Genomic DNA, 12256 nt, shown 5'->3' on the forward strand with positions numbered 1-12256 from the left:
CCCGGACCTCGCGTTCTCGGCCTGCTTGCTGTGGCGTTCGTGGCCACGGTTGCCTCGTTGTCCCGCGCCGCGGCGCACGGCTGGGCGATGATCGCCCAGCCGCGACCGCAGCCCATCCCGGTCGAAGTACCGCGGCGAAGGTTGTCGTCCCACCAGTAGACGCGACAGGCATGCCGTCAAGGCCCCCGCGGGGCCTTGACATCGAACACACGTTCGACTAGGTTGGAGCAGTGCCTCGTGGGCGGGGCCTCGACCGCCCTCCTCCAGTTGGTTCAGCGCGGGTCCGCGCTGTACAAGGAGTGAGGAGGTGGCATGCCCGAGAGCCCCGTGGTGACAGCGCGGGCGCTGCGTACGGAGCTCGTGGGCTTCGACCCGGAGCTGTTCTCCGGCGACGACTGCGCGGCGCTGGCCGAGGAGCTGGCGCGCACCGAGAAGGCCTGTGCGGCGGCCGGGGCTCGCGCTGCCGCCCGAGCGGCCGAGTGCGGTTCCCACCATCGGCGGGGCTATGCCGATGCGGTGGACTGGCTGGCCCGCTCCGCCGGCTCCTCGAGAGGCCAGGCCCGAGCCGCCCTCGGTACCGTCACAGCCCTCGAGGACTGTCCGGAGACCAGCGAGGCGGTGGTCTCCGGCGAGCTCTCACTGGCCCAGGGGGCCGAGATCGCCAGGACCGAGGCCGAGTGCCCAGGCAGCGAGGGCGAGCTGATGGGCTTGGCAAAGTCAGCGAGCCTTGCGGTGCTGCGGGACAAGGCCCGCAGCCGCCGGCTCAAGTCCACGGACCCCGAGGAGCTCCACGCCCGTCAACATCGCGCCCGGGAGCTTCGCCACTGAATCGACGACCTCGGCATGGTGCGCCTGGCCGGAGGCCTGCCACCGGAGGTGGGGGTGCCCATCGTCAACCGACTCGACGCCGAGACCGACCGGATACGCAAGGCCGCCCGCCGTGAGGGCTCCGACGAGCCCCGAGCCGCCCACGGCGCCGACGCCCTACTCAAGATGCTGGCCGGCAAGGGCAGGGGTAGCACCACCAGAGTCGACATGGTCATGGTCTGGCAGCGCCCGCTCACCGCCGCCGGCGACGACGATGAGGGCCAGGCCCACATCATCGGTGGGGGACCGATCCCCGTGTCGGCGGCCCGCCGCCTGGCCGAGGATGCCTACATCAAGGCGGTGATCCACGACGGGGTGGCCATCCACACCGTCAAGCACGTCGGCCGCTACATCCCCGCCGAGCTGCGAACGGCCATCGAGCTCGGAGATCCTCCCGCCTTCGAGGGCCTGAGCTGTGTGGACTGCGGCACTCGCCACGGCATCCAGCGCGACCACGTGGACCCCGTTGCCAACGGCGGCTTCACCACCTACGACAACGTGGCGGGCCGTTGCTGGGACTGCCACGAGAAGAAGACCGAGGCCGACCGCCAGGCGGGACTGCTGGGCGGCAAGCGGAGCGGGAGCGGGAACGGGAGCGGGAACGGGAGCGGCGGCGGAAGGAAGCCACCGTGATCGGTCAGGGAGGGCGGTCGGCGGCCAAAGCAAGTCGCGCCCACCTAGGCCCCGATGGCGTGGAACCCCCCGTCCACGTGGACGATCTCGCCGCTCGTCATCGGGAACCAGTCGGAGAGCATGGCCACGCACGCCTGGGCCACCGCCTTGGTGTCGGTGACGTCCCAGCCGAGCGGTGCCCGCTCCGACCACACCTCCTCGAACCGGTCGAAGCCCGGTATGGACTTGGCGGCCAGCGTGCGTGCCGGCCCCGCCGCCACCAGGTTGACCCGGACCCCGGCCGGGCCGACGTCCCGGGCGAGATAGCGGGCCAGCGACTCCAACGCCGCCTTGGCGACGCCCATCCAGTCGTAGACCGGCCACGCCACCCGGGCGTCGAAATCGAGACCGACCACCGAACCCCCGCCGGCCGCCTTCATGAGCGGCAGCAGCGACTGCGTGAGGGGCTTGAGCGAGTAGGCCGAAATCTGCAAGGCCACCGCCACGTCGTCCCAGTCCGCTCGCATGACGTCACCGCCCAGGCAGTCCGGCGGCGCGAACCCGATGGCGTGCAGCACGCCGTCGACCGCGCCCCAGCGTCGGCCCAGCTCCTCGGCCAGGGCGTCGAACTGCGATGCGTCGGTGACGTCGAGCTCGAGCACGTCTGCCGGCGCGTCCAGCTTGCGGGCCGTCCGTCGGGTGATCGACAGGCCTCGGGCCGCGCCGGTCAGCACCACTTCTGCCCCCTCTGCCTGGGCCAGCTGGGCCACGGCGAACGCCAGCGACGCGTCAGTGAGCACCCCGGTCACGAGGATCCGCTTGCCCTCGAGGATTCCCATCCCATCTCCGATCTCTGGCGGCGGGGTGACGTTACCGCCGCCGGAGCGGGGCACGACCCGGCCGACGCGGGGCCCAGGGGATACGACGGGCACGGTCCGCTGTGCAAGGGTGGGCCCATGAAGGTGGGACTCATCGGAGGAACCGGTCCGGCCGGGCGTGCCCTCGCCGCCCGTCTGGCGTCAGTCGGCGTCGAGGTGATCATCGGATCGCGTTCCTCCGAGCGGGCGGAGGACATCGTCGACGAGCTGGTTCGCGAGTGGCCCGACCGCCAGCTGCGGATACGGGGCGCCCAGAACGAGCAGGCGGCCGAGCCAGAGCTCGTCGTCATCGCCACCCCGTGGGACTCGGCCCCCGGCATGGCGGCCTCGATGGCACCGCTGCTCACCGACAAGGTGGTCGCGTCCATGGCCAACGCCCTGGTCAAGGTGGGCGACGAGCTGCATCCGCTCATTCCTGCCCGGGGCTCGATCGCCGCCGAGGTCCAGGCCGCGGCGCCGCGCGCCATGGTCGCGGCTGCCTTCCAGCACCTCCCCGCCCGGCACCTCGGCGATCTCGACCATCCGATCGAGAGCGACGTGCTCGTCTGCTCGGACCACCCGCAGGCCACCAAGGCGGTTGCCGACCTGGTGCGCCTGATTCCGGGGCTCCGCCCCATCGACGCCGGTACCCTGGCTGCTGCAGCACCGGTCGAGGCCTTCACCGCTGTACTGGCCTCGGTCAACATTCGGTACCGTGCCCGGTCGGCGGTTCGACTCACCGGGATCGACTCGAGCTGACGTCTCGCTTGGAGCCAGATGGTGATGCAGCTGTACGACACCGCCCGGCGCCGTGTGGTGCCCTTCGAGCCGGGCCCGGTCGTCACCATGTACACCTGTGGCATCACCCCGTATGACGCCGCGCACCTCGGTCACGCCGCCGTCTACCTGACGTTCGATGTCCTCCAGCGGCGACTGCGTGATCTCGGTCACGAGACCCAGTGCGTGCGCAACATCACCGACGTCGACGACGACATCCTCCGCACCGCCCGGCATCTGGGCGTGCACTATCTCGACCTGGCGGCCGAGGAGATGGCCCGCTTCGACGCCGACATGCGGTCCCTGGGCCTCCTGCCCGCCTTCAGCGAGCCCCGGGCGACCTCCGCCATTCCCGACATCCTCGGGTTCATCGGCATGGTGCTGGACTCGGGCCACGCCTACCGGGCGGGCGGTGGCGTGTACTTCAGCGTCGACAGCTTCCCCCGGTTCGGCCAGATCAGCCACCTCGATCGCAAAGAGATGTTGCGGCTGGCTGCTGAGAACGGTGGCAATCCGGACGACCCGTACAAGCGAGACCCGTTGGATTTCGTGCTGTGGCAGCCCTCGGCGCCCGACGAGCCGGCGTGGAGCTCACTGTGGGGCGACGGCAGGCCGGGCTGGCACATCGAGTGCTCGGCGCTGGCGATGCGGGAGCTGGGCACGACCATTGACCTGCACGGAGGCGGGACGGATCTCATCTTCCCTCACCACGAGTGCGAGGCCGCCCAGTCCGAGGCGGCGACGGGCGAGACGTTCGTCCGCCACTGGATGCACCAGGCCCTGGTGGGCCTCGACGGCGTCAAGATGTCGAAGTCCCTCGGCAACCTGGTCTTCGTGAGCGACGTGCTGAAGGAGTGGGACGCTTCGGCGCTCCGGCTGGCCATCCTCGCCAACCACTACCGGCAGCCGTGGGAGTGGCGCGACGCGATGCTTGGGGAGGCGACCCGCCGGCTCGAGTCCTGGCGGGCGGCCGGGACCGGCTCGGCTGGCCTCGACCGGGTGAGGAGAAGTCTCGACGACGACCTCGACACGCCCGCCGCCATGGCCGCCATCGACAACGAGGTCGCCGCCGGACGCGGCGTGTCCGAAGCGGTCGCCTTGCTCGGCGTCACCTGACGGCGTGGCGCCGGACAAGGCCAACTTTCGGACAAGGCCAACTTTCGGACTAGATAGAGGGGGTCGCCCGAAATGCCCCCCTTCCAGCAGGATCGGGGCAGGCCGTATCCTCCAACCGGAGGCTCCGCCAACACGGGGCCCCGACAAGGGGGAGATATGAACGAGAACAGGTGGGAACAGGCAGGAGCTGCCGCCGGCATCGTCTTCGTGGCGTTGATCGTGGCGAGCGTTTTCGTCGTTCCCACGCCGCCCCACATCAACGCGTCATCCTTGAACATCGCCATCTACTACGCCAGCAACCGGGGCGGCCTGCTCACCGCGGCCCTGCTCGGGACGTTGGGCAGTCTCTTCTTCCTGTGGTTCGTCAGTCACCTGCGCCACGTCCTCCAGCGCGCTGAAGGTGGCAGCGAGGCGCTGTCGCCGATCGTGCTCGTGTCGGGGACCGCGGTCGCGGTCGTGGGCGTCCTGGTCGCCATCCCGCAGGCCGCGCTGGCCTTCGGGTCCCACCGGATCGACGTCATCACGAATGCCGGCGTCGTCCGGAGCCTTTTCTTCATGAGCGACATCCTGTACGGCGTGCTGGCCTTGACGATTGCACTGTTCCTGGCTGCGGCCTCGGTGGCGATGGTTCGCAAGGAGCTGGTCGCTCCGCCCCTCGGCTACGCGGGTCTGCTGTTCTCCGCCGCGGCCTTCATCGGCGGGATCAGCGCCTTCTACGTGACCACCTACAGCGCAGGCTGGGTCGGCCTGCAGATGGGGGCTCTCATCGCCGCGTTGGCGTGGGTGCTGGTGGCCAGCGTCGTCATGCTGGCCCGTCCGGAAGTCGACCGGGCCGAGGCACCCGAGCCGGTGTTCGCCAGCTCGACCTGAGCTCCCCGGGGAGCACAACACAGAGCGCTCTGCCGACGGGGCCGGCCGCGCAGGGGCGGCCCCGTCGCAAATCCCCGTCGATAGGTCGGCGGCCCGGCAGTACGCTCGCCCGTTGATATGGCCGACGACATCGAGGTCACCCTTCCTGACGGTTCGACGCGATCGCTGGCGGCGGGATCCACCGCCGGCGACCTGGCCGCCGCCATCGGACCCCGGCTCTCGAAGGCTGCCGTCGCCGCCGTCGTCGACGGCAGGGAGGTCGACCTCGCGACGCCGCTGCACACCGGCGACACGGCGTCGATCGTGACCGCGGGCTCGCCCGAGGGGCGGGTTGTGCTCCGTCATTCGACGGCCCACGTGCTCGCTCAGGCCGTGCTCGACCTGTGGCCGGGCGCCCACTTCGCCATCGGCCCCGCCGTCGAGGACGGCTTCTACTACGACTTCGAGCTGCCAGGAGGGGAGCACTTCACCGACGAGGACCTGGACCGGATCGAGGCCCGCATGCGCGAGATCGTCGCCGAGGGCCAGCCGTTCGTGCGCGAGGAGCACTCCACCTCCGAAGGGCTCCGCATCTTCGCCGACCAGCCCTTCAAGCAGGAGATCATCGAAGGCGTTGGAGCGGCGTCACGGAACGGGGACGATCCGGAGTCCCGCAGCGAAGGTGTGGACGCGGGCGCGGTGAGCACCTATCGCAACCCTCCCCACTTCGTCGACCTCTGTCGCGGCCCGCACGTGCCGTCCACCGACCGACTGGGTGCCTTCAAGCTCATGCGGGTGGCGGGCGCCTACTGGCGGGGCGACGAGCGTCGGCCCCAGCTCCAGCGGGTGTACGGGACGGCCTGGGAGTCGAACGCCGCCCTGGCCGAGCACCTGCACCGTCTCGAAGAGGCCGAGCGGCGGGATCACCGCCGGCTGGGGGCCGAGCTGGACCTGTTCCACTTCCCGCCCGAGATCGGCGGCGGGCTCCCGCTCTTCCACCCCAAGGGGGCGCTGATACGCCAGATCATGGAGGACTACTCGCGCGCCGAGCACCTCGCCGGTGGCTACCAGCTGGTGTGGACGCCGCACCTGGCCAAGTCGACGCTGTTCGAGAGGTCGGGCCACCTCCAGTGGTACGCCGAGGGCATGTACCCCCCGATGGAGATGGAAGGGGCGTCGTACTACCCCAAGCCCATGAACTGCCCCATGCACATCCTCGTGTACCAGAGCCGGGCCCGGTCCTACCGCGAGCTCCCGATGCGGCTCTTCGAGCTCGGCACCGTGTACCGCTTCGAGCGCTCCGGGGTGCTGCACGGGCTCGCCCGGGTGCGGGGGATGACCCAGGACGACTCCCACATCTTCTGCACGCCAGAGCAGCTGGGCGGCGAGCTGGAGACCCTGCTGGCGTTCGTGCTGCGGGTGCTGCGAACCTTCGGCCTCACCGAGTTCGAGGCCGAGCTGTCGACCAGGCCCGAGGAGTACCTCGGCAGCCTCGAGGAGTGGGAGCAGGCCACCGAGGCCCTGCGCGGGGCCCTCGACGCCAGCGGTATCCCGTACACCGTGGCCGAAGGCGAGGGCGCCTTCTACGCCCCCAAGGTCGACGTGCACCTGCGCGACGCCATCGGCAGGCGCTGGCAGCTCTCCACCCTGCAGGTCGACTTCCAGGAGCCGCAGCGCTTCGACATGTGGTACATCGGGGCCGACAACCAGCGCCACCGCCCGTTCATGATCCATCGCGCCCTGTTCGGGTCGGTCGAGCGGTTCATGGCCCTGCTCCTCGAGCACTACGCCGGCGCCCTGCCCACCTGGCTGATGCCGGTGCAGGTGCAGGTGCTGCCCGTGCGGGACGGCCACGACGCCTACGCGGTTCGACTTGCCGATCGGCTGCGCGCAGACGGGTTCAGGGCCGAGGTGGACGAGGCCGACGAGCCCCTCGGGGCCCGGATCCGGCGGGCCAAGCTGGAGAAGGTGCCCTACGTGCTCGTCGTCGGCGACGACGACGTGGCCGCGGGGACCGTGGGAGTGAACGCCCGGGGGAGCGCGACGCCGGAGCGTGGCGTTCCGGTCGACGACTTCGTGGCTCGGCTGGGGGGCGAAATCGAAGCCCGCGTGGGACCCGAGCACGCGCCCGCGGACGCCTCGTGAGCCTGCAGCGCCTGTGGGCGGGTTGGCGTATGCCGTACGTCAGCTCGGCCGCCGCCTCGGCCGGCCATGACCGCACGGAGGCCGAGCAACAGGCGGCGCAGCGGCCGCAAGCGGGCGCGGCGCCCGGGCAGGAGGACTGCGTCTTCTGCCGGATCTTGGGCAGCGGCGAGCCGGACGACGTCACCTACGTCGTGTGGCGAGGACGACGGGCCTTCGCCGTGCTGAACGCGTTCCCGTACGCCAGTGGTCACCTGATGGTGATGCCCACTCGCCACGTCGCCGAGCTGGAGGACATCGCCGGCGACGAGGCCGACGAGCTCTGGGGGGCGCTGTCAGACGCCATCCGGGCGCTGAAGGCCTCGTACCGTCCTGACGGGGTCAACGTCGGCGCGAACCTCGGGCGCGCCGCTGGAGCCGGCGTACCCGGTCACTTTCACTTTCACGCCGTTCCCCGCTGGGTCGGTGACACCAACTTCACCACCGCGGTGGCCGAGACCAGGGTGTTGCCTGAGAGCCTCCCCGACACCTGGCGGCGGCTGCGGACGGCCTGGCCTCAGGCCTGAAGCTGGGTCTTGGTCAACCGGCTCACCAGGTGGGACGGCACCACGTCGTAGTGGTGGTGGCTGAGCGTGAAGCGACCGCGACCGCCGGTCAGCGAGCGCAGGTCGATGGCGTAGCGCTGGACCTCCGAGGTGGGGACGAGAGCGATGACGACCTGCTCCCCGTCGTTGCCCGAGTCGGTGCCCTGGATCCGACCGCGTCGTGAGTTGAGGTCGCTGATGACGTCGCCCGAGTAGTCCGCCGGCACCGTGACCTCGACGGCTGAGACGGGCTCGAGCAGGACCGGCCCGGCCGCCGCCACCGCCGCCTTGAAGCCCAGGGTGCCCGCCATCTTGAAGCTCATCTCGGAGGAGTCGACCGAGTGGTACTTGCCGTCGTACACGGTCACCTTGACGTCGACGACCGGGTAGCCGTGCTCCCCGCCCTGCTGCATGGCCTCGACCACGCCCTTCTCCACGGCGGGGATGAACTGGCGGGGGATGGCGCCGCCCACCACCTCGTCGGCGAACTGGAACCCCTCGCCCCGCTCGAGGGGAGCGACCTTCAGGTCGGCCACGCCGAACTGACCGTGGCCCCCCGTCTGCTTCTTGTACTTGCCCTCGGCCTCGGCCGGCTTGGTGATCGTCTCGCGGTACGGCACGCGGACTTCTTCGGTCTCGACGTCCACGCCGAACTTGCGATGGAGCCGCTCGCACGCGATCGACAAGTGGGTCTCGCCCATCCCGGCCAGGACCGTCTGGTGCGTCTCGTCGCTCCGGGTCACCTCGATGGACGGATCCTCCTCCTGCAGGCGGTGGAGGGCGGTCATGAGCTTGTCCTCGTCGCCCTTGGAGCGGGGCGTGATGGCGATCGACAGCACGGGCGGCGAGGGAGGAGGGGCGGGCACGACCACGGGGGTGTTCTTCGGCGCCAGGGTGTCGCCGGTCGTCGTGTCGGAAAGCTTGGCCACCGCCACCAGGTCACCCGCCGGCGCCTCGCCGACCTGGTCCTGCTCCTTGCCCCGAAGCGTGAACAGGGCGTGGAGCCGCTCGTCGGTGTGGGTCCGGGGATTGGTGAGCACGGTGTCGGGGCGGATGGTGCCCGACAGCACGCGCAGCATCGAGATCTTCCCCACGTAGGGGTCGGCGAGGGTCTTGTACACCCGGGCCAGGGGCTGGCCGGCGGGGTCGTTCGGCAGCTCCTGGGTCGTGTCGCCGGCCTGGACCGTGACCGGGGGGCGGTCGGCTGGAGACGGGCCGAGCTCGCAGATGTAGGCGGCCAGGCGCTCGATGGCGGTCCCCTTGGCGGCCGAGCCACATATGACCGGGAACACGCTCGCGGAGGCGACGCCGAGGGCGAGGGTGTCCTCGAGCTCCTTGGGGCTCGGGACGTCGCCTTCCAGGTACCGCTCCATGAGGTCGTCGTCGGCCACGACGATGCCCTCCACCAGGTTGTCGCGCACCTGGTGCTCGAGCGGCTCCATCTCGTCGGGGATCGGGCCGGTGCGCGGCGCTCCATCGCCGTAGAACAACGCGGTGTCGGACAGCAGGTCGGCCACGCCGCGGAACTCCGCCTCCTCGCCGATGGGCAGCTCCAGGGGCGCGATGCCGCTTCCGAACCGGGTTCGCAGCTGCTCCAGGGTGCGCTCGAAGCTGGAGCGCTCGCGGTCGAGCTTGTTCACGAAGATCATCCTGGCCACGCCGGCCTGGGCCGCCATGCGCCAGACGACCTCCGTCTGGACCTCGACGCCCTCGACGGCGCTGACCACGAACACGGCCAGGTCGGCGATCGACAGGGCCGCGGCCACGTCGCCCACGAAGTCCGCGTAGCCCGGTGTGTCGATCAGGTTGACCTTGTGGCCCTGGAACTCGAAGGGGGCCAGGGCGAGTGACACCGAGATGCCGCGCTTGATCTCCTCGGGGTCGAAATCCGTCGTGGTCGTGCCGTCCTCCACCCGGCCTCTCCGGGTGATGGCGCCGGCCTCAGCGAGCAGCGCCTCGGCGAGGGTCGTCTTTCCCGTGCCACCGTGTCCCACGAGGGCGACGTTTCGGATCCGGGCCGGAGGGAAGGTCTTCACACCGACACACCTCGCTCGCTTTAGGTGGTGCTGGCTGGGCTCAGGTGCCCGTCTACCGGCCTTCGGGCTGGTCACGGGCATGGCTAGCCTACAGATGGCCGGTGGTAGCGTGGAGTGGTAGTCGGCGAAGGAGCGACCATGTTCGACGGCCGCTGGCGAGCCAGGGTTGACCAGGGGACGACACCCCTCGGCGCCGGGCTGAGCCGGATCGGTGTCACGGCCGACCAACTGACGCTAACGGGCCTGGTGATGGCGGCTGGCGCCGCCGTCGCCATCGGGAGCGGCTATCTGTGGGTCGGCGTGATCCTGCTCATCGCTTCGGGGCTGCCCGACCTTTTGGACGGACCCGTCGCCAAAGCATCCGGGACGGCGGCGCCCCGGGGAGCATTCTTCGACTCGGTGGCGGACCGGGTCACGGACACGCTCCTGCTCGGCGGGGTGGCCTGGTACCTGGCATCGATCCACGGGGGCAAGGCGGCGCTGCTGCCCTTCGCGGTGCTCGGAGCCGCCTTCCTCGTGTCCTACGAGCGGGCCAAGGCCGAGTCGCTGGGCTTCAACGCCAAGGGGGGCATCATGGAGCGGGCCGAGCGCATCGTGCTGCTCGGGATCGGGCTCCTCTTCAGCGCCCTGCTCGTCCCCGTGCTGTGGGTGATGCTGGTCCTCACCCTGGCGACCGCCGTCCAGCGCTTCGCCATGGTGTGGCGCCAGGCCAGCCCGGCGCCGAGAGAGGCCCCACGGTGGCGGACGGGTCGGGTGGAGTCGCGCTGGCGACAGTGGCGGGAGACCACCGTGCTGCGTTCCGGCCCTGAGCGACTGGCACCCGGCGGTCGCTGGCGGGATCGCCGGCAGCGGGTGCTCGCCAGCCGGGCGACCCGAGCGGGCCAAGCTCGGCGGAGCAGGCGACGCATCACCAGCGGGCAGTAACCGTCAGGGCCCTCGCGGCCCACCAGCGGGCTCGGGCGATCTTCGCCGGGTACCGCGCCGCGGCCGTCATCGCCCGGGCGTTGCCCGAAGCGGCGCTGCCCCGGATGACGAGGTTCTCCGGAGCAGTGTTCTCGGCGGCCCTGCCGGGACGACGGTCGATGGTCCGCCGCCACCTGCAGCGGGTCAGCGGAGGCAAGCTCGACGGAGAGGCGCTCGATCGCGCCGTCGGGCGTGCCTTCACCTCCTACGCCCAGTACTGGGCGGACTCGTTCCGGCTGTTCGACCTCTCGGCCGCCGATCTTGGTCGACATGTGCAACGCGAGGGCTTCGAGCATCTTGATGCCGGGATCGCCCAAGGACGCGGTGTGATCCTCGGCGTTCCCCACCTGGGCAGCTGGGACCGCGGCGGCGCCTGGCTGGCGTCGGTGGGCTACCCGCTCACGGTGGTGGTCGAGCCCCTCGAGCCGCCCGAGCTGTTCGACTGGTTCGTCGAGATGCGCCGGGCAGTGGGCATGACGGTGGTCCCGCTCGGCCTGCGGGCGGGGGCAGCGGTACTGCGAACGCTGCGCGACGGGGGAGTCGTGGCCCTGCTCAGCGACCGCGACCTGGTTGGTACCGGGGTGGAGGTCGACTTTTTCGGAGAGCGGACCTCACTGCCTGCGGGCGCGGCCACCCTCGCCCTCCGCACCGGCGCCGCCCTGCTGCCAGCAACGATGTACTCGAATGAGCACGGGCTCAACCACGTGGTGATCCGGCCGCCGCTGCCCGTGGAGCGGCTCGGCGTCGTCGCCGACGACGTCGCCCGCATCACCCAGGCCCTGGCGCGGGAGCTGGAGGGGCTGATCCGCTTGGCGCCCGAGCAATGGCACCTCTTCCAGCCCAACTGGCCGAGCGACCCGGGCTATGGCGTCTGAGCAGGATGGTTGTTACCCCGTGGTGCCCCGAGGGGGACTTTGAGGGGGGACTCTCTTGAGCGAAATCGTGTCGCGAGGGGTCCGTGAGGGGGACCACGAGACAGCCCGATCAGATTGTGCGGCTGTCAGGGCTGAACGCGCCGGAGCTCAGCACGGGATCGCCTGCTCACGCGAGGATGCTGGTGACCTCTAGCTCGACGCCCGGCAGCGCCGCCATGATGACGCTGTCTCCCGGCGAATATTTCGCCTGTCGGCATATCCGTCCGGCGTCGGCGTGCGACTGTCCTCCAGGCGACCGGCGGTTAGGTCGACAACCCACGCCTGGGCGATGCCGGCTCGTCCGTATGCCCTCGTCTTGTCCCGATCGGTGTCGGCGGACGCCTCGGCTACCTCCACGGCGAGCAGGACGTCAGCAGGTCCAGGGAGCTCCTCGGCGTAGAAGTCGTCACGCCACCGAAGGACGGCGACGTCGGGTTGGGGTTCCGAGCGCGGGGAGAGAGCGATCGAGCCTTGCACTCGGAGGATGGCTCGACCGGCGAGCTGGGGCTGCAGCAGTGCGACAAGGCGGTCCACGCATG

12 protein-coding genes are annotated in these 12256 nt (G+C 70.5%); 9 read left to right on the forward strand and 3 right to left on the reverse strand.

Annotated features, from left to right (window positions below):
* Positions 1–312: 312 nt before the first annotated feature.
* Together VH112_01685 and VH112_01690 are read left to right on the forward strand one after the other, a co-directional pair.
* Positions 313–828 carry a hypothetical protein gene (locus VH112_01685; GenBank protein HEX4538926.1) on the forward strand — a complete coding sequence of 172 codons (516 nt, stop codon included), beginning with the start codon at positions 313–315 and terminating at the stop codon, positions 826–828.
* Positions 829–843: 15 nt separating this feature from the next.
* Positions 844–1500, forward strand: coding sequence for an HNH endonuclease signature motif containing protein (locus VH112_01690; GenBank protein HEX4538927.1), 657 nt, complete (start codon positions 844–846; stop codon positions 1498–1500).
* A gap of 44 nt (positions 1501–1544) precedes the next feature.
* On the opposite strand, the gene fabI is transcribed toward VH112_01690, so the two are convergent.
* A complete protein-coding gene (gene fabI, locus VH112_01695; GenBank protein HEX4538928.1) occupies positions 1545–2411 on the reverse strand; it encodes an enoyl-ACP reductase FabI in 867 nt (288 codons plus the stop codon).
* Between the two features lie 24 nt (positions 2412–2435).
* Here fabI and npdG point away from each other — a divergent pair, with 24 nt between their 5' ends.
* The 5 genes from npdG to VH112_01720 all read left to right on the forward strand — a co-directional run bounded on the left by npdG (position 2436) and on the right by VH112_01720 (position 7786).
* Positions 2436–3095, forward strand: a complete 660-nt coding sequence (npdG, locus tag VH112_01700; GenBank protein ID HEX4538929.1) for an NADPH-dependent F420 reductase — start codon at positions 2436–2438, stop codon at positions 3093–3095.
* 18 nt (positions 3096–3113) lie between these two features.
* Positions 3114–4229, forward strand: coding sequence for a cysteine--tRNA ligase (cysS, locus tag VH112_01705; protein ID HEX4538930.1), 1116 nt, complete (start codon positions 3114–3116; stop codon positions 4227–4229).
* 156 nt (positions 4230–4385) lie between these two features.
* Positions 4386–5099: a hypothetical protein gene (locus tag VH112_01710; GenBank protein ID HEX4538931.1), complete on the forward strand. Its 714-nt coding sequence runs from the start codon at positions 4386–4388 to the stop codon at positions 5097–5099.
* A 117-nt stretch (positions 5100–5216) separates the two neighbouring features.
* Positions 5217–7223: a threonine--tRNA ligase gene (thrS, locus tag VH112_01715; protein ID HEX4538932.1), complete on the forward strand. Its 2007-nt coding sequence runs from the start codon at positions 5217–5219 to the stop codon at positions 7221–7223.
* 29 nt (positions 7224–7252) lie between these two features.
* Positions 7253–7786 carry an HIT domain-containing protein gene (locus tag VH112_01720; GenBank protein HEX4538933.1) on the forward strand — a complete coding sequence of 178 codons (534 nt, stop codon included), beginning with the start codon at positions 7253–7255 and terminating at the stop codon, positions 7784–7786.
* Here VH112_01720 and fusA read toward each other — a convergent pair.
* Positions 7777–9840 (reverse strand): elongation factor G, encoded by a 2064-nt coding sequence (gene fusA, locus VH112_01725; protein HEX4538934.1) that lies wholly within the window; start codon positions 9838–9840, stop codon positions 7777–7779. The genes VH112_01720 and fusA overlap by 10 nt on opposite strands.
* A 138-nt stretch (positions 9841–9978) precedes the next feature.
* Between fusA and VH112_01730 the strand changes: the two genes are divergently transcribed.
* Together VH112_01730 and VH112_01735 are read left to right on the forward strand one after the other, a co-directional pair.
* Entirely contained in the window at positions 9979–10764 is a 786-nt protein-coding gene (locus tag VH112_01730; protein HEX4538935.1) for a CDP-alcohol phosphatidyltransferase family protein, read from the forward strand.
* Positions 10671–11678 carry a phosphatidylinositol mannoside acyltransferase gene (locus VH112_01735; GenBank protein ID HEX4538936.1) on the forward strand — a complete coding sequence of 336 codons (1008 nt, stop codon included), beginning with the start codon at positions 10671–10673 and terminating at the stop codon, positions 11676–11678. The genes VH112_01730 and VH112_01735 overlap by 94 nt, the downstream gene beginning before the upstream one ends.
* Before the next feature lie 189 nt (positions 11679–11867).
* Here the strand turns inward: VH112_01735 and VH112_01740 are convergent.
* A partial coding sequence (locus VH112_01740) for a Uma2 family endonuclease (protein HEX4538937.1) occupies positions 11868–12256 on the reverse strand: 389 nt, incomplete at its 5' end.

This window comes from Acidimicrobiales bacterium (genome assembly GCA_036270875.1).
Taxonomy (GTDB): Bacteria; Actinomycetota; Acidimicrobiia; order Acidimicrobiales; family AC-9; genus AC-9.